Origin of the sequence: Streptacidiphilus sp. EB129, from assembly GCF_041262645.1 — a bacterium.
Classification (GTDB): domain Bacteria; phylum Actinomycetota; class Actinomycetes; order Streptomycetales; family Streptomycetaceae; genus Streptacidiphilus.
The window spans coordinates 1-21586 of record NZ_JBGCCS010000065.1 but is presented as its reverse complement, the minus strand read 5'-3'; the positions used below and the strand labels follow the sequence as shown (position 1 = coordinate 21586).

The 21586-nt window shown below is 68.6% G+C and carries 21 protein-coding genes and 2 pseudogenes; 9 read left to right on the top strand and 14 right to left on the bottom strand.

The features are described from left to right. Nucleotides 1-92: 92 nt before the first annotated feature. The 4 genes and pseudogenes from ABH925_RS36145 to ABH925_RS36130 all read right to left on the bottom strand — a co-directional run. A pseudogene (locus tag ABH925_RS36145) lies at nucleotides 93-233 on the bottom strand (enoyl-CoA hydratase); the annotation flags it as partial. 90 nt (nucleotides 234-323) lie between these two features. Then, a complete protein-coding gene (locus ABH925_RS36140) occupies nucleotides 324-1082 on the bottom strand; it encodes an SDR family NAD(P)-dependent oxidoreductase (RefSeq protein WP_370155559.1) in 759 nt (252 codons plus the stop codon). A gap of 38 nt (nucleotides 1083-1120) precedes the next feature. Beyond that, nucleotides 1121-3724: a hypothetical protein gene (locus ABH925_RS36135; protein WP_370155557.1), complete on the bottom strand. Its 2604-nt coding sequence runs from the start codon at nucleotides 3722-3724 to the stop codon at nucleotides 1121-1123. A 139-nt stretch (nucleotides 3725-3863) separates the two neighbouring features. Beyond that, nucleotides 3864-4625, bottom strand: coding sequence for a class I SAM-dependent methyltransferase (locus ABH925_RS36130; protein ID WP_370155555.1), 762 nt, complete (start codon nucleotides 4623-4625; stop codon nucleotides 3864-3866). A gap of 133 nt (nucleotides 4626-4758) precedes the next feature. On the opposite strand from ABH925_RS36130, the gene ABH925_RS36125 reads away from it, so the two are divergent. From ABH925_RS36125 to ABH925_RS36110, 4 genes are all read left to right on the top strand, one after another. Beyond that, the gene (locus ABH925_RS36125; RefSeq protein ID WP_370155553.1) at nucleotides 4759-5916 is read left to right on the top strand and encodes a glycosyltransferase family 4 protein; all 1158 of its coding nucleotides are present in this window, start codon (nucleotides 4759-4761) and stop codon (nucleotides 5914-5916) included. A gap of 90 nt (nucleotides 5917-6006) precedes the next feature. Beyond that, nucleotides 6007-6630: a hypothetical protein gene (locus ABH925_RS36120; RefSeq protein ID WP_370155551.1), complete on the top strand. Its 624-nt coding sequence runs from the start codon at nucleotides 6007-6009 to the stop codon at nucleotides 6628-6630. A 681-nt stretch (nucleotides 6631-7311) separates the two neighbouring features. Continuing rightward, nucleotides 7312-7986, top strand: coding sequence for a replication-relaxation family protein (locus tag ABH925_RS36115; RefSeq protein ID WP_370155548.1), 675 nt, complete (start codon nucleotides 7312-7314; stop codon nucleotides 7984-7986). After that, a complete protein-coding gene (locus ABH925_RS36110; protein WP_370155546.1) occupies nucleotides 7874-8896 on the top strand; it encodes a hypothetical protein in 1023 nt (340 codons plus the stop codon). Before ABH925_RS36115 ends, ABH925_RS36110 begins: the two co-directional genes overlap by 113 nt. 465 nt (nucleotides 8897-9361) lie before the next feature. Here the strand turns inward: ABH925_RS36110 and ABH925_RS36105 are convergent, their stop codons facing one another. Beyond that, entirely contained in the window at nucleotides 9362-9856 is a 495-nt protein-coding gene (locus ABH925_RS36105) for a hypothetical protein (RefSeq protein ID WP_370155543.1), read from the bottom strand. A gap of 159 nt (nucleotides 9857-10015) precedes the next feature. Then, nucleotides 10016-10729: a DUF4399 domain-containing protein gene (locus ABH925_RS36100; protein WP_370155541.1), complete on the bottom strand. Its 714-nt coding sequence runs from the start codon at nucleotides 10727-10729 to the stop codon at nucleotides 10016-10018. Between ABH925_RS36100 and ABH925_RS36095 the strand changes: the two genes are divergently transcribed. Further along, nucleotides 10661-10864, top strand: coding sequence for a hypothetical protein (locus tag ABH925_RS36095; RefSeq protein ID WP_370155561.1), 204 nt, complete (start codon nucleotides 10661-10663; stop codon nucleotides 10862-10864). The genes ABH925_RS36100 and ABH925_RS36095 overlap by 69 nt on opposite strands. Nucleotides 10865-11597: 733 nt before the next feature. On the opposite strand, the gene ABH925_RS36090 is transcribed toward ABH925_RS36095, so the two are convergent. The 3 genes and pseudogenes from ABH925_RS36090 to ABH925_RS36080 all read right to left on the bottom strand — a co-directional run bounded on the left by ABH925_RS36090 (nucleotide 11598) and on the right by ABH925_RS36080 (nucleotide 13821). Next, the gene (locus ABH925_RS36090) at nucleotides 11598-13229 is read right to left on the bottom strand and encodes an ISL3 family transposase (protein ID WP_370155539.1); all 1632 of its coding nucleotides are present in this window, start codon (nucleotides 13227-13229) and stop codon (nucleotides 11598-11600) included. Nucleotides 13230-13325: 96 nt separating this feature from the next. After that, nucleotides 13326-13460, bottom strand: a pseudogene (locus ABH925_RS36085) (transposase); the annotation flags it as partial. A gap of 166 nt (nucleotides 13461-13626) precedes the next feature. Continuing rightward, the gene (locus tag ABH925_RS36080) at nucleotides 13627-13821 is read right to left on the bottom strand and encodes a hypothetical protein (RefSeq protein WP_370155538.1); all 195 of its coding nucleotides are present in this window, start codon (nucleotides 13819-13821) and stop codon (nucleotides 13627-13629) included. Between the two features lie 80 nt (nucleotides 13822-13901). Between ABH925_RS36080 and ABH925_RS36075 the strand changes: the two genes are divergently transcribed. Together ABH925_RS36075 and ABH925_RS36070 are read left to right on the top strand one after the other, a co-directional pair. After that, a complete protein-coding gene (locus ABH925_RS36075) occupies nucleotides 13902-14609 on the top strand; it encodes a hypothetical protein (RefSeq protein WP_370155535.1) in 708 nt (235 codons plus the stop codon). Between the two features lie 640 nt (nucleotides 14610-15249). Next, nucleotides 15250-15936: a hypothetical protein gene (locus ABH925_RS36070; RefSeq protein WP_370155534.1), complete on the top strand. Its 687-nt coding sequence runs from the start codon at nucleotides 15250-15252 to the stop codon at nucleotides 15934-15936. Nucleotides 15937-16083: 147 nt separating this feature from the next. Here ABH925_RS36070 and ABH925_RS36065 read toward each other — a convergent pair whose 3' ends face one another. The 4 genes from ABH925_RS36065 to ABH925_RS36050 form a co-directional block, all read right to left on the bottom strand. Next, the gene (locus ABH925_RS36065) at nucleotides 16084-16416 is read right to left on the bottom strand and encodes a hypothetical protein (RefSeq protein ID WP_370155532.1); all 333 of its coding nucleotides are present in this window, start codon (nucleotides 16414-16416) and stop codon (nucleotides 16084-16086) included. A gap of 184 nt (nucleotides 16417-16600) precedes the next feature. Then, nucleotides 16601-16729, bottom strand: coding sequence for a hypothetical protein (locus tag ABH925_RS36060; RefSeq protein WP_370155530.1), 129 nt, complete (start codon nucleotides 16727-16729; stop codon nucleotides 16601-16603). A 323-nt stretch (nucleotides 16730-17052) separates the two neighbouring features. Next, nucleotides 17053-17181 (bottom strand): hypothetical protein, encoded by a 129-nt coding sequence (locus ABH925_RS36055; RefSeq protein ID WP_370155527.1) that lies wholly within the window; start codon nucleotides 17179-17181, stop codon nucleotides 17053-17055. Next, the gene (locus tag ABH925_RS36050) at nucleotides 17165-17566 is read right to left on the bottom strand and encodes a hypothetical protein (RefSeq protein ID WP_370155526.1); all 402 of its coding nucleotides are present in this window, start codon (nucleotides 17564-17566) and stop codon (nucleotides 17165-17167) included. Before ABH925_RS36050 ends, ABH925_RS36055 begins: the two co-directional genes overlap by 17 nt. Nucleotides 17567-17664: 98 nt before the next feature. On the opposite strand from ABH925_RS36050, the gene ABH925_RS36045 reads away from it, so the two are divergent. Beyond that, nucleotides 17665-18279, top strand: coding sequence for a DUF6461 domain-containing protein (locus ABH925_RS36045; protein ID WP_370155524.1), 615 nt, complete (start codon nucleotides 17665-17667; stop codon nucleotides 18277-18279). 1322 nt (nucleotides 18280-19601) lie between these two features. Here ABH925_RS36045 and ABH925_RS36040 read toward each other — a convergent pair. Next, on the bottom strand, nucleotides 19602-20126 hold the full coding sequence (locus ABH925_RS36040; RefSeq protein WP_370155521.1) for a hypothetical protein: 525 nt from the start codon (nucleotides 20124-20126) through the stop codon (nucleotides 19602-19604). A gap of 393 nt (nucleotides 20127-20519) precedes the next feature. Here ABH925_RS36040 and ABH925_RS36035 point away from each other — a divergent pair, with 393 nt between their 5' ends. Further along, the gene (locus ABH925_RS36035) at nucleotides 20520-21134 is read left to right on the top strand and encodes a hypothetical protein (protein WP_370155518.1); all 615 of its coding nucleotides are present in this window, start codon (nucleotides 20520-20522) and stop codon (nucleotides 21132-21134) included. Nucleotides 21135-21586 lie beyond the last annotated feature (452 nt).

Sequence of the window (21586 nt, the reverse complement as noted above, 5' to 3'; positions counted from 1 at the left end):
AGCCCTACCCAGCAAGGGCTTTCACCACCCGATCCAGCTACGGACCGAACACCAGTTCATCACATCGGTGATCCAAAAAGTGCGAAACACGAGGGATCGGAGTCGAACTCCCGGAACGCGTCCGCGAGCAGGGCGGCGGTCGGGCCGTCAACGGCGTTGCGGGCCCCGGGACGGCTGAGGATCACGGTCCATATCGGCCCTTCACGCTCGATCCGGACGGTGGTACTGCTCATCGCTCTCCTGGTCCCAGAGGGCGGACCGAGTGGACCGGATCGGCGACCGCGCCGCCCCAGGTCGGTCCGTCGTTCATCGCGCGCCCAGGTTCAGAAGTCAGTCACTCTGCGCTCGTGCGCCGCGTCGGTGTACAGGTCCAGCAGCCAGTTGTGCAGCCGGAGTCCACCGTCAATCGTGACTACAGAGCCTGTCATATATCCGGCGGTCTGTTCATGCGAGAGCGCGAGAACCCAGTGGGCCACGTCTTCCGGCGTGCCCATCCTCCCGAGTGGGATGGCCTGGCGGGATCGCTCGGCATGCTCCGCCGCAGCCGCACTGATGGAGGACCAGGTATCGATGGCCCCTGGCGAGATCCCGTTGACGCGGATGCCCAGCGGGGCGAGCTCCACAGCAAGTTCCTTGATCAACATTTCAAGGCCGGCTTTGGAGGTGCTGTAGTCCGGATTCATTCGGATGGTGGCGGTGTGCAGCGACAGCATGAACACCACTGAGCCGCGGGCCTTCCGGCGACGCCACTCCTCGGCCAGGCCCTTCGTGAGAAACCAGGGTCCCTCCACATTGGCCAGGTAGGTCCGGCGCAGTTGGGCGCGCTCAAGCTCCATAAAGCCCCGCCCTGCCCGGGTACCCACATTGTTGACCAGCACATCGACCTGACCACCGCTCAAGACGGCAGCCACGAGCTCTTCGGTCTCCTGGCCCACCTCGGCATCGACGAGGTCGACGCCGGACTCCTGTCCCAGGGCTTCGAGCAGCCGCTCCGCCGACGAGTCCACGGCGCACACCACGGCCCCCTCGGCGAGGAAGGCCCGTGCCGTGGCCAGACCGATCCCGTGTGCGGCCCCGGTCACCACCACCCGGCTACCCGCGAATCGCCCCACTGGTTTCCCTACCGGGGGCGGGTTTGATAGAAGGACTCGAGTTCGCGCCATATCGCCAGATATCCCTTTCTCTGTGACGAGTCATACCAGATCGGTGTCCCGATACTCATCGTCGCCTGCCTGATGGATCGGCAGACGGCTTCGTTCAGCAGATCACGCGAGTGCCTGCCGGTAGCGCTGGTGGAGAAGGGGCAGAGACCGAATCCGCAGTGCGGCGGACAGCCGCCGGTGCTGGTGAGACGGGGGCGCTGCTCATGTCGCTCCAGGCACAGCGGGAGTGCGTCCCGGCGGCTGTTGGCATCCCGTTGCGCCTGCGGCGCCTTCTCGTTGTGGTTGAGCAGCAAGGTAACCTCCCCCAGCAGTTGCAGCGCCTCCGGGTCAAGCGCCGCGACTGCGGACTGGTTGAGGTTCTCCTCCGACGACCACAGCAGTCTCTCCCATGGCTCGTCCCGGCAGCGAAGGACCAGTCCCGCCATTCCGCGCACGTAGGGATGTGGATCGGTCAACCGGGTCCGCACCGCTGCTTCGGCAGCCGGGTCGACCGGATTGGAGGCCAGCCGACGGCCCACCGCCTGAAGTGCCTCCAATCGCGCGTACCAGAAATCCGCAGATTGGAGGAGTTCGCAGGCCCCGGGGTCGGGCCGGATTCCAGGGCAGCGAAAGGCCGCCGCCTTGTAGCCCTGGGCCAGCGATGACTCCGCCCCGAGCACGCCGGGGACCCCCGTTGTCCTCAGCTGCTCGAGGCAGGCTTTGAGCTGCACCAGTTGGGTCCTGCCCCGAGTCCCGTTGGGCCCTTGCGGCAGGCCGTCGGCCAATGAGGGGACGAACCAGAAGGCACGTTCGACCACGTCCGAACCCGCGTTGTGGCTACCCGAACGGATCCGTTGGATGAACCCGTCGACCAGGTCGGCGACATCCGCGTAGCGCCCCTCGTCCGGATCTCCCAGCCGCTGGGCACAGGCCCATCTGGTGGTGTACTGATCGTCGCCGTCCAGCACCGACCAGAGGAACGCGCCCCGCGACTGCAGCGTGAGGCGGTCGATGTAGGGGACGGCCTCAGCCCGGTCGATGGGTTCGGACGAATGCCACAGCCGCTGATACAGAGTCAGCGCCTTTCTCTGCAGTCGGGCGTCTTCGAGTGAGGAGGCCACGGAAGCGATCATGTTGGCACCCTGCAGGTTGCGCGCCAGAGGGGCGTTGTCCGGAAGTGCCACCACAATCTTCACCAGTTCCCGAGCGCTGGCGAGGGCGGAGGTTCGCGCGAAGGCCAGCTCGATCGCCAGAACGGCCTCACCGAGCACCGTCCCGGAGAGCAGTCGCTTCAGCTGTGCACGCCCACGTCGGTCTGCCAGCGCCTCGACAACGCCGAGCGAGGCGGCATAGCTCAACAGAACAGGGTGGCTGAACAGGATCTGGGCGGGGTCGGATCCGGGTCGTAGGAAGCCGGCCTCCTGGGCGGCCTGCATCACCTTCCTGATCTCGCTCCGGTCAGTGGACTGTCGCCCCATGGGACCGGTTCTGGGGTCGGCCGCGTAGTCGTCGAGGGTGACCGGTCGATGACCGGTGGAGAGCTGGAGCCAGGCCATGGAGCTGAGCACGGACAGGAATTCCTCGGGCGCCGACACCTGTTCGAGTCGATGGTTCATGACGGAACGCAGCAGCTCGGCCCGGCAGCGGAGGACCGTGGTCCGCATGTGCGCGATCCGTACCACATCCGAGGGAGGAAGTTCCTTGGCGAGGACAGCGAAGAGCGGAATCTCGTGCAGGGCGGCGGCGCGGGTGAGCTCCTCGGCCGTCGCTGCCGCGACACCCCATGTGGCGAGCTTCTCGACCACGCATGACACGGGAACGCCGGTGACGGGGAAGCGGTAGCCAGGCACGACCCGCGGCAGCGACTCCGGCCTTGCCGCTACTACGAGGCCGAAGTCCGAGCCGGCGACATCGGCCAGCAGCGCGGTCACCGCTCCTCGGATGTCGAGGTATCCGGTGTCGCTCCACATCTCGTCCAACGAGTCCAGAAGGATGACGACCCTGCGCTGACGGCGAATCCGCCACCACAGCTTCTCTCCGTCGCTCTCCCGGGTGGTATCGCGCTCCACCTGACGCAGGAAGCTGACCCTGGCCGCATCGTCCACATTCTCATCGAGAGGCGTCCCCGTCAGCGAGATCAGCACAGGGATCACGCCGTGCGCCGCGAGCCGTCCGGCCAGACGGCTCAGCACGAGGCTCTTCCCGGCACCGGCCGGACCGGTGACGACCAGTGGGGTCCCGATCCTGCCGAAGCGAAGTTCGGTCTCCAGTGCCGAAAGTAGACCGGGTGGCTCCATGAAGTCGTCACCGACCGTTCCGGAGGCACGTTCGCCCAGTAGCAACCTCGGATTTCGCCGCACTCGCCGCAGGTAGGCGCGGAGAACCAGGCGCCGGGTGACGGTGCCGAACCAGATCAGGGATACCACCGCAGCCACGATCATGCTGGAGAGCAGATTCGTTACCAGTCCGCAGGCCACCGGCTGACGGGTGCAGAGATCGTCCGTGGGACCGTTCGCGACCACACCGGAGGCGGTCGCCAATGCGGCAAGGGCTAGGGCCGTCGCACCGAGCGCAGTGGACACGGCGTTCTGCCGACGCGACGGCGGCCACCACCAAACGCCGCGGCCGAAGAAGCCGCGGGCGAGCAGTCTCGTCTTCCGCAGCAATATCCAGCGGACGAGTGCCCGCCGCGACCCGCGGCCTCGGGATCCGGACGGCACCTCAAAGGGGCCATTCTGCCACGAGGTCCACCTTTTGCCCGAGCCGAGCGCGGAACAACAGCCAGGTCTTCCTGAGGCACACCCGGCCGAGAGTGAACAGGCCGAGTCCTTGGACGCAGGTGTTCACTAGCAGAGCGGCACCTTGCAGCGGCTCCTTTCGGTAGACCGCCAGGCTCCCTATCCGGCCGCAGTAGCCGAACGTATTCCGTACAGCCACCTCCACCAGCAGAGCGGCCGTGACCTCGACCGAATAGTAGGCGTCATGGACCGCTAGCCGACCTCCCGGCAGCAGCCACTCGGAGGCCGCCCGTAAGTCCCCTGCCACGTCACGAAATCGGTGCGACCCGTCGATGAACACCAGTCTCGCGCCGGTAGCCTTCACCGATGGCACGTCGCTCGACCTCAACGGCAGGTGCGTGACCTTCCCGGTCACACCCGCTCGAGCCAGATTGGCGAGGAAGGCCTCGCGGTCCCCGTCGGGCATGCCTTGGCTCAAGTCGCTCGCTCTCGGCCCCACCTCGTTACCCAAGAAGGGGTCCACCGCTACGACGGTGGCGTCCGCGGCGGCACCGAGCGCCAAGGAGATGGTCGACCTTCCCTGATAGGACCCGATCTCCAGAATGCGTGCCTTGCTACCCGCCTCATGAGCCATTCGACCTAGTGCCATCGCCTGACGGAAAGTAAGCCACCCAGGGACGTCCGCCAGCACGCGGGCTATCTCCGTGTCCAGCCCGGCTGTCATCGATGACGGTTCGGACACCACTCCGCTCAACTCCATGGAATAGCCCAACCAGGATTTTGGCTGTCAAAGCCTGCTGTATCGAAAATATGCTGACAGTCCTCAATTCGGATGTCAAGATGAACGGCCGGACAAATCAAGGACTGGAGTGTGGTCCATGGATGATTCCGTTGCGGAGGCTGCCCTTCACAGTGCAGGAATCCACCGAATCGTGCTTCTGGCCTGGCGGGACTCGGCCGACCCGGATTCCGGCGGCTCGGAGCGGCACACCAGTGCGATGGCAGAGGTCTGGGCGGCTGCTGGGATAGATGTGACGGTTCGCACATCGAGGGTGTCCGGACAGCCGCCGCGCACCTCCAGGCATGGCTACCGGGTGGTCCGGCGCGGGGGGCGGATTTCCGTGTTCCCCAGGGTTTGGCTGGGTATTCCCCGACTGCGCTCCCGGGGTACGGGAATCGTAGAAGTGTGGAATGGGATCCCTTGGCTCACGCCACTGTGGACAAAAGGAGCGAATGTTACCTGGATTCACCACGTCCATGAACCTCTCTGGGATGTCATGTGCGGGCCATTTACTGGCGCTATCGGGCGCACGGTCGAAATGCGAATGGCCCCGCGGCTCTATCGAAGATCCTTGATCTGTACGCCTGGCGAGTCGACGCGAGACATTCTGGAACGCAGGCTCGGGCTCGGACGGGACAGCGGCCGAATCAGCGTGGTACCCCCCGGCGTGGACCCGGCGTTTTGTCCCAGCGGACTGCCGGACCCGGCTCCGTCCGTCCTGGTGGTGGCCCGACTGGTTCGATCGAAGCGGGTGGAACTGGTCATCGACGCCATGCGGGATGTCGTCGGCCGATATCCCGTCACAGTGCTGCACATCGTCGGAGACGGACCGGAGCGTGCCCGACTGGAGCACCGGGCGAGGGCCACCCTGGGACCACAACGGGCGATCTTCCACGGGGCGGTTTCCCAACAGCACCTGATCGAGGCGTATCGCAGCGCATGGATATTGGTGAGCGCGTCGGCTGCGGAGGGATGGGGCATGACCATAAGCGAGGCCGGGGCGTGCGGAACGCCCGCGGTTGCCACTGACATCGCAGGTCACCAGGATGCCGTTCTCGCGAATGTCACCGGCCTGCTCGTGCCCCCTTCGGAACTGGGGCGGGGGATAAGCCAACTGATCGCCAATCACCGCCTGCGCGACAAAATGGGGCACGCGGCGCGTGCCAAGGCTGCCGAGTTGAGCTGGGAGCGGACAGCCTGGCGGACGGCTGACGCACTCGTGCAATCCGCATCGGGTGTAGCTCGAATGCGGTGAGATCGCTGTCCTTGTCCTCTTGCTGATCGGTGGTTAGCTGCTGGATCGTCGTTGCTGTGCGGGTGGTGACGGTCTTGCGGGGTGAGGTCGGTGGCATCGTGGCTCGAGGAGATCGAGTGGCGGCAGCGGACGGCGCGGGAGCGGATCGCGGAGATCGAGGCCGAACTCGCCGCACTCCACGATGAGCTGGCCGGGCACCAGCGGCGACTGTCGCGGCTGGAGATCACCCGGGAGACGATGACGGAGATCTTCTCTGCTGCTGGTGAGGCGCCCGGGCAGGTGGCTGCCGGGGCACCGGTGCACGCGGGGCTGGCGGAGGGCGCCGACGGTCCCGGCCCGGGGCTGGGTTCGCCGGTCGGGGTGCTGCTGGTTCCCCTGTGGGGTGAGGGACGGGCGCTGTCGGAACTGCCGCAGTCCTACCGGGACTTCGTCGAACTGCTGACGGACGCGGTGCGTCCGATGCGGGCCAAGCACATCGCGTCCGCGCTTGGCCTACCGTCGGACGCCTCGAAGGTGGAGGGGCTGCGCTCGAAGTTGAAGCGGCTCACGGAGCGCGGGTGGATCACCGAGGACGGGCCGGGCGTGTTGGCCTGCGATCGCTCCTGGCCGGGGCGGAGGCGCACGTCCGGGCACACGCCGACCGGGGCCGTGCCACCGAGCGCGGGTCGGCAAGAGGGGCCCCGCTTCCTAGATTCGGGAGTGCGACGTCCATGAATCCGCCGGAAGCGAGAGCCCGATGGAACACTACGACCCCTGCGCGTCGGCTGACCTGTTTGCAGCCGCGTTTTCTTCCTTCACTTCCCTGATCGCCGACCTCAACAGGCCCGAAGCCCTCACCGCCTGCCACGGCACCCTGGAGGAGGTGATCTCGATCCGGGGCCGGGAGGTGCAGCGCCTGCTCCTGCAAGGCTTCCTGGACCCGCGCGAGCAGCGGGAACGCGCGACGCTTGGCGCGCTCGCCCCTTCCCGGCGCGCCGAGCGTCCCCGGCGGTCGGGCTGTCCGGATTCGTCCAGGGTGACCAGGCCTATGGTGGCCAGGTGCAGGCCGGCTGTTCCCCGCTCTGCGGGCAGTCCGTGCTCCTGGAGGCGGCGGAGTTCTCCGAGCGCGTCCCACTGCCGCGCGGTCAGCTGAGGATCGGAAGTGTCATCGGGCACCCGAAGATCCTAGGCACCGCTGCTCCGTGACGCCGGGCCGGGTTGCTCGTTGGTCCGGGCGAGACCATCCCATGTGGTCGTGCGCCGCGCCCGGCCAGTTGGCCGGCCGCGAGGGGAGGAGCGCAGCAATGGCCGGCTGAGGCAACCTGCAGAAGCAACCGGTGCGTGGCGGATGTCGGTGGCGTGGGAGACGACCACAGGATCAGGATCAGGATCAGGATCAGGGCAGGGGGAGTGGGCGTGGCAGGCGAGGGCGAGCCTGACACCGCCGCCGCGCCCGCGCCGGTCCGGCCGACGGCCAAGCGGCCCCGCGCCAACGGGGCCGGGTCCACCGCCAGGGTCCGGGCGGAGGTGCTGACCGTGCTCGGGGTGCTGAATGTGGTGACGGCTGACCGGCTGTGGCGGCTGCTGCGCCCGGAGGCGAGGGAGAACAAGTTCGCGCGCGCGGCGCTGAACGACTTGCAGAGCGCGAGGCTGGTGCACTCCGAGGGCCGCACGAGCACCGGCCACAAGACCTGGGGCTTGACCACCCAGGGCCGGGACGCGGCCCAGCAGGTGATGCCCGCCGGCAGGGAGGTCGGCAACATCGCCCGCGGCGCCAGGCGTTCCGGGGCCCCGCACGCCATGGCCGTCAACGAGACGATCCTGGCGTTCGTCACCGGCGGCACCGACCCCGCTGCCGGGCCGGGTATGGGCACCGTGCTGTCGTGGACCACCGAGGTCGTCCACGAGGCCCCGAACAAGCGCCGTACCGAGGCCGACCAAGCTGGTCCCGGCCTGGCAGCTCGCCTATGGCGATCCGGTGCGGACCGGGTACCCGCCGATCGCCGTGGTGTTCACCGGCACCAGCGACACCCTGCTGCGCAACCGCATGGCGGCGATGCGGGACCTGGCCCGCCCCTACTGGCAGGGTGACACCGGCTACCAGGACTTCACCGACTACCGGTCCGCGATCCCGATCGTGGTCACCACCTTGGACCGGCTCCAGCAGCACGGCCCGCTGGGGGCGGTGTGGTGGCGGCTGGGACACAGTGGTCTGCAGACCCTCGGGCAGGCCCTGGCCAACCCGGACGGCCTGGCCGCGTACCGGGCCCGGCAGGCAGCAGAGGCCGAAGCCGAACGCCTCGCCGCCGAAGCCGAGGAACGCGAGCGCGAGCATCAGGAGCGCGAGGACTCGCGCTGCCCGCGCTGCCGCCGTGCCGCAGACGAGTACGAGGACTGGGACGACGCGGCCAGCGGCGGCCACCCCTGCCAGCCCTGCGTCCGCGCCCAGCAGGAAGCCGCCGAAATCGCCGCCCGGCAGCAGCTGGACCAGGCCATCGCCGACGCGCCTTGCTTCCTGAAGGACTGGGACCGAGGACACCGCCCCGCGCCGTGTCCTGGCCCGCCAGGCCGCCGCCTGGGGCGCAAGGAACTGCACGCCGCGTGGAAGGCCCGTCAGGACGCTGCACAGCGCCCGGCGCCCCCGGCGCCGACCCCGAGGCCCGCACCCGCAGCCCGGCCGCCGCACCGCACTCCAGCAGCCGCTCGCCGACCTGGAAGCCGAACGCACCAGACAGCCCGCGCCCAGCACCGAGGCCTCGCCCCAGGCACCGCCGGCCGCGCCGCACCGCGCGGTGATCCAGCGCGGCCCCGCCCGGCCCGCCGCCCAGGCTGCGCCGCCGCCCCCGGCGGCCAGGCCCGCGGCTACGCGGGCGGAGCTCCAGGCCCGCTACGCCGGGATGTCCGAACCGCTGCGCAGCAGGATGATCGCCCTGATCGAGGACCGGCAACGCCAGCAGCGCGACCAAGACCCGCAGCCCCCCCGCAGGGCCGTTCAAGCTGATGTGACGTCCACTTCTGACGCCACATCAGAAGAATGTGACGCGGACGTGTTACACCCCTGGCCTGGTGCGGAACCCCGGGAGGAGGCCCCGTCGGCCCCGGGCGGAAGACGCCGATGGGCGCGCACCATGCGCCCTTCGCGACTGTCCGGGGCCGGGCGCGCCACTTGTACTGACGTCCCGGGCCCGTTCCGGTACGCGTCTCGGCTGTTCCTGCGGATGTCACGGTCGGTCGAAGCCTGGATCCTGGCGTTGTCGTGTGGGGCCGCGGCCCCACCGCCCCTGTGTCCCAGCCGTGCGGACGGCCGGGGCAAGCGATGCGGGCTCCCGGCTGCCGCCGTTTGCCTCGTTCGGTGGCATGCACTGCGCGCGGGGGCAGCGTCATGCCGGCTGTGACCACGCGTGACGGCGTCGAGATCTGCGGTTGGCTGCCGGTTCATCGTGTTCGTGCCGCTTCGCGTGCGCTGTCATTTGATGAAGCCCATGATCACGACCGGGTCGGGGCCTCCGCGGTCGATGGTGCATTGTCCGGTGGGGGCGGTCGGCTGGCATGACGCGTCGGGGTTGCCGTCCTTGTCCAGGAACAGGACTACGTCGTAGTCCGTGTTCGGGCCCCGGTAGGTCGCTGTGGAGCGCTCGGAGAAGCGGACGAAGGAACTCGATGCGAACAGGGAGTCGGGGAAGGTGGCGTCTCCGGTGTGCGACACCAGGTTGACCGGCTCGGTCGCTTCGATCTCGATGCCGGCGGATTCCTGGTCCGGCGGGACGGCTGTGTCGCCGTCGTCGTCGCCGATGATGTTGTCGTGGTCGGCGTTGAAGATGTTTGTGCCGGCGACCTGGTTGCCGTCGCCGATGATGATCACCGGGGCGGACCTGCGGGCGTCCGCGAGGGCGGTGCCGGGCAGGCAGGACAGGCCGAGCACGGTGAGCGCAACGGCCGCGCGCTTGATGGTGCGATTCACGTTGATCCCCTTCGTGGGCGTCGGGGCGAGCGTAGATTCCGCTCGCCCCGACGCTGGGGATCTTGGGCCGGCCGTGGCGTGTTGCCCGGACATGGACAGTCACCGCACAGCTGACGAATATGAGGACTGTGAGGACGCCGCCAGTGGCGGGCAGCCCTGTCAGCCGTGCCTCCAAGCCCGGCGGGAAGCCGCCGAACTGGCGGCCCGGCAGCAGCTGGACCAGGTCGTCGCCGAAGCGACCTGCTTCCTGATGGACTGGACCGAGAACACCGCCCCGCGCCGGGTTCTGGCCCGCCAGGCCGCCGCTTGGGGCAAGGGAACTGTACGCTGCCTGGAAGGCCCGCCGGAACGCCGCACAGCGCTTCGCCCCGCCCGACTCCGCCCTGCCTGCGACCGCAGCCGAGGCTGGCACCCCGGGGCGGAGTCCGCAACCCTGCCGCTCGAACCGCCCTTCCGCAGATCCCGCCGACCTCGAAGCCGAACGCACCGGACAGCTGGCCCCCAGCGCCGGCAGCCCAACCGAGTCCCCTCCACCCGAGCTGCGCCGGGCGGTGATCCAGCGCGGCACCTCCGAACCCGGCCAGGCCGTCCCGCCGCCCCCGCCTGGCGCACGTGTCCTGTCCGGCGGGGCAAGCTTAGCGCGTCCCACCGTCGGCTTCGGTGTCTAGTTGACCGACACGTTGATTGTCTGGGCCAGGTCGGGCCCGTAGGACCTGTGGGCCCGTCGGCGAACTGCAGGGTCAGCTGGTACTGACCGGACGGCAGCGTCACATCGGTCTCGGTCTGGGTCTTTCCGTAGTGGAGGTGCTGGGCGTCGATGGGAATGACCTGACCTGCGGGGATCGGATCGGTGTTGATCAGCAGCGTGAACATGCTGCCATCCGGGGACATGTCGCCCGCCGGCCTGACCTGCATGCCGTTGACCGCGAACTTGAAGTGAACCGGCTGTCCAGCGTCGCGCCGTCGGCCGGTGCCTGGAAGGAAACGTTGGCCATGGCAGCCTCCTGATGCTCAGTCGGTCCCGCACGGCGCGGGCCCTGGCATCGATCATGGCCCGGGCGCAGCCGTCCGGGAGCGGAACCCCACGGCGTGGGTGGAATACTCCCGTGCGCCAACCAGGGCCACGGGGTCACCCAGCGCGACACCCGAGAGCCCGGTGGCTGGGGCCCGTACGTGCTGGGCAACGCCGCGCACTGGTGCGCGGGTGACGGGATGTCACGGGGCCGGCCCTTCTCGCGGCTGGCGTTAAAGGGCTGTACCAGGCCCGGCCGGGCTGCTCTCCGGTCTGCCAGGGGGGCATGGAGGTGTGTCGTTGAGGGGGCCGTATCGGGGGCCGTAGGGCCGTCCGTAGTGGGGGCCGTAGGCCCGGCCGTTGGGCGGTTGTGCGGGTGTGGCGGGCCTCGGCGTTGTGCCTGCTCACGGGGCCTGTATGTCCTCACGGGATCTCTGACAACCCCCTGTGCGCGCACTCTTCCTGTTGTGCTGTGGGGTGATGGTGGATGGTGGGTGGGGTGGGTAAGGGCGGGCGGGTGCACGCGTCGGTGGTTTTGGTGGTGGCTGCGCGGGCTGGTCGGTGGTGTGCGCTCGGCGGGGCCGTGCGTGGGGCTGGCGGCGAGCGGGGGCGTGGCTCAGGGGTGCAGTGGTTGTACGTCAGGTGTTTTCAGCGGCTGGGCCCACCACCCTGCGGTTACCTCATACAACCGGCATACCACGACAATCACACTTGGGTGCAGTTCCTGGCTCATACAAGATTTTCGTAGGCGTTGATCAACCAGAGGTCATCGTCGGGCGGGGGCTGGTGGCTGCGGCGTGAGTGGGCGACGAGGATGACGCGTTTGCGTAGGAGATGGATGCCGGCCCGCCCCGCCATCTGACGCTTGATCAATTTCAGGTCCGTGATTCTGCCCTCCGCGACGCCAGAGTTGTAGGGGAGCGCCACGGCGGCGTGCACCGCGTCGATGTCGTCCTGCAGGCTGACGGAAAAGCGGACCAGCGGGGCGAGGCCGCTCTGGCGGGCGCTCGTGATCCAGCGGTCGATCAAGACTGTGCGCTTCTTGTCGAAGACGTCCCGGAAGGAGCGTACGAGGCTGTGGAGGGTTCGCAGTTCCGGGCAGCGTTCCAGCAGGTGCTTGATGAAGAGGCGCTGGTCCTCGTCCAGGCGCTTGGGGCGAGTGGTCAGCAGCCGAGTGACTTCGAACGCGCTGCGGGCGGGAGCGGGTGGGGGCAGGCCTATGTCCAGGGCCTCGCGGTGGGAGGTGAGGTAGAGCCGGACGGTGGCTTCGCTGCCGCGGAAGCCGCGCGCGGTGATCTCGCGGGCGAGGGCCGCGATGTTGTGTTCACCCTCGGCCCAGCGACGGTGCAGGTGCCCCTGATAGGGGCCGAGAATGCCAGCACGGCGAGGCCAGACCGGGACGACCTCCTGCCAGGTCGCGGCGCGGGCGTGGCGACGGACGACATTGCGGTCCAGGTCCATGTGCCGCCCGATCGCGCGAAGCGCCATCCCTTCCGCGAGCAGGGCGTGGACGGTGGTGTGTACGCGGCGGGTGCGGGCGGCCATGAGACCGCCGGGTGGTCGGGGCGCGGTCGTCTCGTCGTCGGGTTCGGGCAGGCAGTCGCGGTGCGCGGTGACCACCTCGTAGATCTTGCGCCCGAGGTTCTGCCAGAGGTGGAAGCGGTCGCTGACCTGCACGGCCTGTGGAGCGCCGGCGGTGATCGCGCTGCGGTAGGCGGCCGAGCCGTCGCGGCAGACCACCTCGATGCCGCGGTGGGCGCGCAACCAGGCGGACGTCGGGTTGGTGTCCCTGGTATCCCAGGCGTCGACGGGCAGGCGGGATTCCGCGTCGATCATGAGGGTCGCGTAGCGGCGACCGCGCCGTAGTGCGAAGTCGTCCACGGCGACCACCCGCAGCTTCGGTGTCGGCGGGTCGGGGGTCTTCATCAGGCAGGTGAGCAGGCTTGCCCAGCTCAAGGTGTGGTGCAGGTGGAGCAAAAGTCGCGAGCCGGCCTTCCCAGCCAGCGCTGTTGCCACGGCGACGACGATCGCCTGCAGACCGGTGCTCCGGCGCTGGTAGCGCACGGTCAGTCCATCGACCTGCTCCGCGAACGTGGTCTTCGGGCAGTTGGGGTTCTCGCAGTACAGACGACGCACCGATAACTCCACCGTCACCGGACGGCCGCCGACCGCCTCGTCGGCGACATGCCGTACGTACCGGCTGTGCACCCAGTCCGAGGACCGGCCACAGCCCGAGCATGCGACAGCGGTCCCGTCCCGGGTCCGCGCCGTGATCCGGACCACCCCAGCCACATCCCGTACTTCCTCCACCTCCACTGCCGCCAACTGCGGCAGCAGAAGATCCAGCTCAACTTCCCTCATCCGCCCAGCGTGGACCCACCCTGACAAATCATCAGCAAAGGCGGGCGGCTCGATCAACGCCTACGGAAATCTTGTATGAGCCTAGATCCTGCACCCATCGAAGTTGATGCGGTGCAGGGAGCCTCGAACACCCCCGGCCTCCTGCCACCGGCCGAGCCTTCGCCAGCAGGTCTGCCCGGAACCGAAGCCCAGCTCCGGCGGCAGCTGCTGCCAGGTGATGCCGGTTTACAGCAGAACAGGATGCCCTGCAGGCAGCGCCGGTCGTCCATGGGGACGCGGGCCCGGCGACCGCTCCGGCCAGGCCGGCAGCACCAGTCTGATCCGGGCCCACAGCTCGTCGTCCACGATCCACGGCTTCTTGCTCACGCCATCACAAACGGACGAATCGTCACATCGGTCACGCCCCTGCAGCGACGATCAGCAAGATCGTGATACGAGTGGCGGCGCAGCAGGTGCGCAGCGAGAGCACGACCCGGGCGGGCATCGTGTACGACTGTACGGACGCCCGGGCGCAGGTCTCGCGCGTCAGCCGCACGATCTTGTCGGCGGTGCGGAGGGACAGCGGAGCGCTGGCGTCCCTCTCCTGGGGCATGGGACGGTGGGTGGTGTCTCGTTGGAGCAGGTCCGGCGCCGGTGTTTCGAGCTGAGTGCCAGGGCCCGTAGCCTCTCGGTGTGTCAACATCGGACGATCTCGGGGTCTCGTATTCGGTCGCGTCGGGCGAGGAGTTCGCCGCCTACCTGCATTCGCGCATGCGACCGACGCAGTGGCGCATTCGATCGCGGGCCTGTGCTGTCGGTGACGCTGTCGTCGCCACCGCGGGGGCGGCCCTGCTCGCCCTGGCAGCAGTCGACAGCCTGGCATCGTGGTTCTCGGACCGGGTCCTGCTGGACCATAACGATCTGTCACATGTCGCAGGGGCCGTCCTCGTTCCCGGCTGGTCCTGGCTGATTGTCTCCCTGCTGCTCACGATGCCGAGACGGCCGCCGCGCCCCGACATGGCGCAGAAGGCGGCCTATCGTGCCGCCCAGCGAACACTGCGGCGGGCCATGTTTCCCTCTCTGCGCATGCGTGTCGGCCTCGGATGTATCGGCATCCTGTGCGCGGGCGTGGTGATCGGCGGATTCGCCCTGGGCGCCGGCAAAGGCAACACCCGGGTCCAGCCGGGCCCGAGATATGAGGTCTCGACGGTGACGCTCAATCAGAACGCGTGGACACCGGTCTCACCGGGGCAGTACGCCCTGTGGCAGGCACGGTTCGTCCGGGAAGACGGCTTCTTCACCCTCTTCGGGCTCATCCTCACCGTCGGCAGTTACGGGCTCCTCCAGCTACACCGCACAGCCGTCTCGTCTCATCGAGCACGTCATGAAGAGACACTGTGAACCGGGCGCTGACGGGTCCGCCTGGCAAGCCTGGAGATGACGCTGCTGTGGTGGTGATCTCGGGACCCGCCCGAGGCCGGCTCCTCGACGCCAACCTCGCAGACCTTGCCGCAGCTCCGGTCTTCCATCCCCAGCCAGACTTCCTCGCCCGGTACGAGCAGTGGCTCGACACACTGCCTGACGAGAGCGCGGGGTCGGCACCCAGGTTCAGCTTGGGTAGGGCGGGGATCGTACGATGCAGCGCGTGACCGAGAGATCCATCGCCCCGCATGCCGCTGTGGTCGGCGAGGCCACTGTTCAGCGCCGGAGGCGGCATCGATGAACGTTCCAGTGACTCCGCCGCGCCCCTTGGACGTCCTCTCGGTCTTCCCGGAGCTGGCTGGTCGCGCGAGGACAGCGGTCCGGTTGCACCCCGATCCGGCTCACCCAGTCCCGCGCGACAGTTCGGTCGGCGGACCATTGGCCTGGCCGGCGAACGAGGCATGGCCGACCTGCCCTGGCGGTCACCACCTCAAACACCGCCCGCCGCATCGTCCCGGCACCGTCCGTGGCGAGCGGTCCGCGACGCGGTTCGTCTCTCTCGGCGAGATCACCTGGGACGAGATCCCCGCGGGACACTGCCTGGCCCATGCTCCCGGTGATGCAGGTGTTTGCACGCGACGTGCCCTGGTACGACGGCTTCCCGAAGGACGCGGATCTCCTGCAGATCCTCTGGTGTCCGTTCCAGCACCGCTACGACGACGCGACAGTGCCCTACAACGGCATCGCCGGTCCCTTCGTTCACGTCCGCTTCCGCGACAGCCGCGACCTCACGGGCAGCTTCTCGACCGCGCCCGAGCCCCTTGTCGTCGGGGAGCTGGGATACCTGCCGTCACCGTGCCGCCTTCGCCCGGAGCCGGTCACCGAGTATCCGCATCCTGGCGTCCTGGGCGAGGGGTTCGAGGAGCGGGTCGAGGAGTGGGAGATGGCCACCTTCGCAGACATCACCGACGACCCGGAAGACTACGAACCCCGCTTCCACTGGGAGCTCACCACGGCTCCGGGCTGGAAGCTCGGCGGCCACGAGCCCTGGAACTACCAGGGCTACTTCGCGCCGGTGCGGTGCCACTCATGCGACAGCGAGATGAGGTTCCTTGCTGCGGTGGCCAGCATCGAGCGGGACGGCGGCACAGCGAGCTGGGCCCCGGCCGGATCCCTCGAGGGCCCCGTGAACAGCCGGCTGCGGCGTCAGGCACCGACGGGCGTGCGGCTGGGAAAGAACGAGACCATGCGCATCTTCACCTGCCCCGTCTCGACACAGCACCCGGTGATCGGCGACCTGATGTAGCGCCCGGACTTCTGCACCCTCTGCGGGTTCAAGCCGCCGCTTCCTCCCGGTGGTGGGCATAGGGGCGGGTGCCGTGCCCGCCAACTGCGCGAAGCCCTGCGGCATGCTTTGGCGGTCATGCTCGGGCTCAGAGGGGTCGGCCGCGATTCACCGCCCCGCCCCCAGGCACGGGCCGCTGCCGCACGGGTTCGACGCCCGACGAGCCGGCAGCCAGCCGGGCCACCAGGGCGGGAGGCCCTGCGGGCAGCGCGCCTGCTGGTACATACCGTCCCGGGCCGAGACATTGAGCATCAGATCCGCGCTGAAGACCCCCACCAGCAGCACCGAGGAGGCCAACAGCCAGGCGCCGAGCCACAGTAGCCGCCGCCCGCGCCCGCGCAGCAGCCGACGCGCCGGCCAGAAGCCGACGGGCAGACAGAGCGAGTACAGCAACAGCCAGCCCAGGCCCTCGAAGACGAAGAAGCGGGGCGAGTCCGCCATGTCGAACCCGGCGGGCCAGGCCACGCCGTAGCAGGAGGTCCAGCGTCGCCGATCAGGTTCGTGGCCACCGCCTCCACCACGAAGCCCACGACCAGCCCCGCCAGGGCGACGGCGCAGCCCACCGCGCAGCCCCCGGCCGCGGCAGGCGCGTCACCGGCGTCAATCTTCCGTACGTCCACAACCTTCAGCGGACGCACCGCGCGTCCACCCCGGTTCCCCGCACACCGCCCATGACGCCCCGCCAGACCGCCGTGATGACGCCGAGGTCCGCCAAGGTGGGGAGGCTCGCCTCGTCCAGCAACACGGACAGCATCGCCCCAGCCGCTCCCGGCAGGGCCGCGCGCCCCACCGGTGACCGCAGGAGTCGTCTCGCGCGGCGGACGAGCCCGATCGGCATCGCGCCGGGGTGATGGCCGTGTCAGGTACTGCCCGGCTTGCCGGTCCTGACGCCGACTTCGATTGGGTCTGGCTGGCAGTCGAGGATGTAGGCGTGGATGTCCGCGCCCTTCGCGCCTACACCTGGACCATGAACCAGCACTGCCGCCTCGATCGGGCATTTGGATCGGCAGCGAACATTCGATGCCGCGGGCGGCGGTGCGTACACAGTGCTGCCGCGTCAGCTGACCCACCGACAGGTCAGCGGTATGCACGGGTCAGCAGAGCCCTGTGCGGCAGCACCAACTGGTCGTCCGTCCCGGCGAACTCCTGGCAGAGCAGGTCGAAGTGGCGCTTGATCTCCGCATGCGTCTCAGGCGGCTGGCTCACCACGACCTGGCCGATGAAGGCGACCCCGGCAGCCGGACCGCTCCACCACTGCGCGGCACTCCAGGTCCGCGTCCTCACACCACTCCTGGACGATCTGCGGCTCCTCCAGCGTGGCGTCCACCAAGGCCTGCTCGGTGCCGGGGTGCGGGGAGCCCGCGTATAGGGTGCCGCCGACGATGAGATGCGGGTACCACTCGGTGAGGAGCTTGAAGTCGGGCGGCAGGGAGGTACCAAGAAGGCTCTCGGTGATGCGCCAGTCGATGCAGGCGGGTTCGGGCCGCTTGAGAGGGACCAGCGCAGGGGCGGCCCGCTCGAATGCGCGAAGTGCCTCACCCGCGTCCGCGATCCTGTGCAGCGGCGCCTGGGTGCCGAGGAAGTCGTCCATGGTGCACGGTCTCTCAGCCAGGTGTGACGTCCGCGCCAGGGGGTGAGCCCCTCTCGGGTCCGTCGCAGCGCCCTGCTATCTATTGCACCGTGGATAACATGGCTGCTGACGCAGAAGCTCGGTTCGCTTGGGTGGACGAACTGGAAGAGGACTACATCCTGCCGACCGTCTCACTCGTCGAGGGTGTCGCCGAGGACGAGGTGATCCGCCGGCTCGGCGGTCTTCCCGCTTCGGCCCGGCCGATGACTGTTCTCCAGGCACTCGACCGCGCTGATGAGTCTCGCGGTACCGGCCTGATCGGGGTGGGGACCCTGGGCGACTTGGTGTTCACCGTGGAGGGGAGCTACACCACCGCGGTGCCCGGCATCCTGCGCGACCTTTCGAGGGGCGGGCGGGCATTCAGCGTCAGTATCGACGTCAACGGTGGCGACAGGTTGGGATACGCGGTCGACGGCGACCTGGTGGTCTTCGAGGAGCACTGGGGTCCGATCAACGCGTTGCGGGAGGGTGATCCGCGCTGGGATCCCGGGTGGTGCAGAAGCCTGATCGACGTGGAGGACGAGACGGAGATCTGGGGAGTGAAGATCTTCGCTCTGATGGAGCGGGTGATGGGCGGCGCGGTCCAGCCGCACTGGTTCACCGATCCGCTCAGGACAGTCGAGGTTCCGGCGGCTTCCCGATACGCCAACACCTCGGCCTGGGAAGTCCCCTGACACAGGACTGCCGAAGGAAATCGGCTGCCGGCTCGTCGGGTCAGTGGTGCGATGGGGCAGACGGCCCATCGCACCCCGGGTCCCGCCCTTTACCGTGCGGACGACCCCACCGCCGCGGAAGTATAGCCTGCGGATCGCGTTCGCTTGGAGGAAAGCCCTTCCTTTCCAGTTGCCTCGAACCAGGTGCATGCGATACCGCAGGACCGGGCCGCCGGAAGGTAAGTACCGGCAGTTGGTTACCTTGGCGGCCGACAATGCCGCCCTCAAGTGAACAGGCTGGACCGGGAGCGACGCCGCACAGCCCGCCAGTTGGCCCTATCAGGAAAGGATGCCCGACTGGGCAGACCCCCCCCAGGTGGCCAATCTTGTGCCTCAAATTTGAACCGCAATGCCAAGGCAACATATATTACGCTCTGGGGCCAGACGAGACAGCCAATCCGCGGCGCAGCCAGTCCGTTTCCATCGTCCACCATGGCTTCGGCTTCGCAAGCCATTGCGAAGCTGGGTGATTGCCGGTGAACACGTCGAGGAGGAATGCGACCATACCGCCTTCCGTGCGGTAAGTGGTACTAAGCCCTCGTGCCCACATCACTACTGGCCAGCGATCTGAGTCGGGATCACCGGTGAGCCAGAAGAATACGTCGCCTTCTTGGTTCTCCCCCCAAGCGAGCATTCCTCCAGGATGGGGGCGGACTCGATAGACAGAGCCGCCCCAGAACTCCTCGTCCCCACCATCAAAATCGGGCCCAATGTCTGAATCGGTCCTATCAACAAACGCCTTGAATCCAGTTGGCGCCCCTGGGCAAGGAGGCTGCGAGCAGGGAGCGTAAATGAAGAGCCGGGAGGAATGAGGGGAAGTGCTTATAGCACCCCCGCCATAGAGATCTACGAACGCACGGTAATCGCTTGGGAAGTCGAGCCCAACTTCCGATTGAGAGTTTCGCCACGGTGGCGCTACTACGCCCCCCGCCGGCGGTGGGGGCAAGATTCGAGCAAGCTCGCCCAGGTCTGCACTCACGAAAAATCCTCATTCCCTAGATCCGGATACTGGCCGCCTGCCGTATTGGGAACGCATACGGAATTCGTAGTTCCCGCCCCCGTGGGAGGATGCCCCGCCAAACTTCGCCCAGAGGTAACGGCCCTGACCCGCGCCTCGCAGAGCGCTGCCCCGTGCGACGGACGGGAAGTGCACGGCCCGGCCCGGCGGGTGCGGAGACGTCGGCTTCATCGCGCCGCTCCGCACCCACCGCGGCGGTCACCTCTGTTACGCACCCGCCAGTGAGAGGGCCGCAATGCCCCGGCGAATCCCCTCGGTCACCGCATCAGGGGCGCACGTTCGTGGTGTACTGCGGCCAGCCACTGCTGGAAGCCGAGTCCAGGAAGGCCCAGTCGAACGTGCCTGCGGAATTCCGCAGCCCGTAGCCGGACGCGGGCTCCGGCATGATGTGCCATGTGCCCTTGTAGGCGGACTTGCTGAACGTGATCCGTACGTCAATGTGGGCCCACCTGCCGGGCGCTACCGCCAGGAGGGTCGGCTCCTTCTGCAGCCCGAGTGCGAAGTATCCATGGTGATCGGTGTCGGTGGACGCCTGCCAGCGGTGCGTCAGCGGGTTCAGCCAACTCACGGAGATGCCGCGGATCGGCGTCGCCCGGTTCCATAGGTCCAGCCCGAAGTCCTGGGCGACGAGCGTGTCCTTGGACCGCTCCATGTACCAGGTCCGGATGTAGATCGTGCTCCCCGCACGCACGGTGCGGGGCACCCACTGGGTGTTGGTGTAGAACGTGCCGATCCGCTTCGGGTTCCCGCTGACGCCACGGGGGTTCGTCGCCGCCGATGCGGTGCCCACCGCTCCGGGAAGCAGAGCCAGAATGCCTGCTGCGGCCGCGAGGACAGTGGTACGGCGTAGTGAAGTGCGCAAGGTGCCCCCATGATGTCGATCTCCAGGGCACGCATCCTACGCAGAGTCCGACCGGCCCGTTCCAGACTCTGGGGCGGCAATTCTTCGGTGAGGTGCCGCCTGCAGCCGGCGGGGGCCGGTCAGTGGATCCGTGCCCTGTCCCCCGTCGGCCACGAGGACCTGTCCGTCGCGCCAGGCCGGGGCGCACGGCGCCCGGTCTCCCCAGCCCGATTCCACCTGCCGCTACACCCCGCACAGGCAGGTCGAGGGGCTCGTGGCGGATCGGGTTGCTCCGGGTTCAGCCTCTGGTTGAATACCGGCGCGGAAATGGAAGGAACGCCGATGCCCGCCCCTGATGACCACTGGCTGCGTGAGGTCCGGCTGGCCTGGGCCACCCAGCTGCCCGGCCCCGACCCGGCCGCCCGCCTTGAGACGGCCGGACGCGGTCTCCTACCGCGCACCCCGGGCGCCGGCCAGGTGCTGACGTTCCCGCTGGCCGGTCCGTTCGGCCGGCTTCTCGACGCCGCCGCGCGGTTCCTGCACGACGGCGGCCGTGAATCAGCGCAGGAGGTGGCCGTCGCCGCGCGGACGGTGCGGTCCCTGACCGTCGCGGCGAACCTGCGGCACTACCGCGAGAGCGATCCCGGCCCAGACGCCCGTGCGGAGAAACGGCTGCGGCACCAGGTCACCAGCCGCGGCAACGGCATCCTCGCGCTGCAGGTCAGCGAGCTGCTCACCGTGTCGGGCAGGCGCCTGCCACGCACCGTCCTTCCGCGCCCCGTCCCCGAGGACCCCGATGCCTGGACCGTGGTGTGGAGCGACATCACCGCCCCCGGGCTGATCCTCGGAGCGGCCGCCCGCGCCCACCACGGCGACACGCTGGACCTCCAGATGCTCGCCTCCGCCCTCGCCACCGCCGTACGGACCCTCACCCCGGCCATCCCCGAACCCCTGTAGGAGCCAGCCAGAGCATCCCGAGCCACCGGCCCCCGACGCCGCCGACCCCGGGCACGGGCAGGCGCAGCGAGCGGGTGCAGTTCGTGGTGCTGTGACGGGGAGCCGGACCATGACGTCGGGGTGGCGCGGCGCTGGGATTGGGTGCAACCGCGGCAGACGGGTGAACGTCTCCGGGATGGTGGGGCCGCAGCGGCTCTGCCGTGGCGGTCGACAGTGGAAGCGAGCTTATGGGGAATCCACCGGGACAGGGGCCGTACCGGGTCCCGCCGCCGCCCCCGAGCCGCTGGCCGCGCCGTCTTGGGATCGGATGCGCGGTCCTGGCGGGAGGGTGCTGCCTGGCATTCATGGGGCTTTTGGGGCTCTTCTGCTGGACCTGTGGGTGTGATCATGCGGGTTGGCGGCGGGGCAGGGTGGGTCTGTTGCCGCCGAGGCAGAGTATGACGAGCGCGATG

Excerpts from the sequence above, each read along its gene's own strand:
- ABH925_RS36125 (WP_370155553.1), top strand. The coding sequence starts at position 4,759 with ATGGATGATTCCGTTGCGGAGGCTGCCCTTCACAGTGCAGGAATCCAC.
- ABH925_RS36100 (WP_370155541.1), bottom strand. The coding sequence starts at position 10,729 with ATGTTCACGCTGCTGATCAACACCGATCCGATCCCCGCAGGTCAGGTC.
- ABH925_RS36090 (WP_370155539.1), bottom strand. The coding sequence starts at position 13,229 with ATGAGGGAAGTTGAGCTGGATCTTCTGCTGCCGCAGTTGGCGGCAGTG.
- ABH925_RS36080 (WP_370155538.1), bottom strand. The coding sequence starts at position 13,821 with ATGCCCCAGGAGAGGGACGCCAGCGCTCCGCTGTCCCTCCGCACCGCC.
- ABH925_RS36070 (WP_370155534.1), top strand. The coding sequence starts at position 15,250 with ATGCAGGTGTTTGCACGCGACGTGCCCTGGTACGACGGCTTCCCGAAG.
- ABH925_RS36065 (WP_370155532.1), bottom strand. The coding sequence starts at position 16,416 with ATGGCGGACTCGCCCCGCTTCTTCGTCTTCGAGGGCCTGGGCTGGCTG.
- ABH925_RS36060 (WP_370155530.1), bottom strand. The coding sequence starts at position 16,729 with ATGCTGTCCGTGTTGCTGGACGAGGCGAGCCTCCCCACCTTGGCGGAC.
- ABH925_RS36050 (WP_370155526.1), bottom strand. The coding sequence starts at position 17,566 with ATGGACGACTTCCTCGGCACCCAGGCGCCGCTGCACAGGATCGCGGAC.
- ABH925_RS36045 (WP_370155524.1), top strand. The coding sequence starts at position 17,665 with ATGGCTGCTGACGCAGAAGCTCGGTTCGCTTGGGTGGACGAACTGGAA.
- ABH925_RS36035 (WP_370155518.1), top strand. The coding sequence starts at position 20,520 with ATGCCCGCCCCTGATGACCACTGGCTGCGTGAGGTCCGGCTGGCCTGG.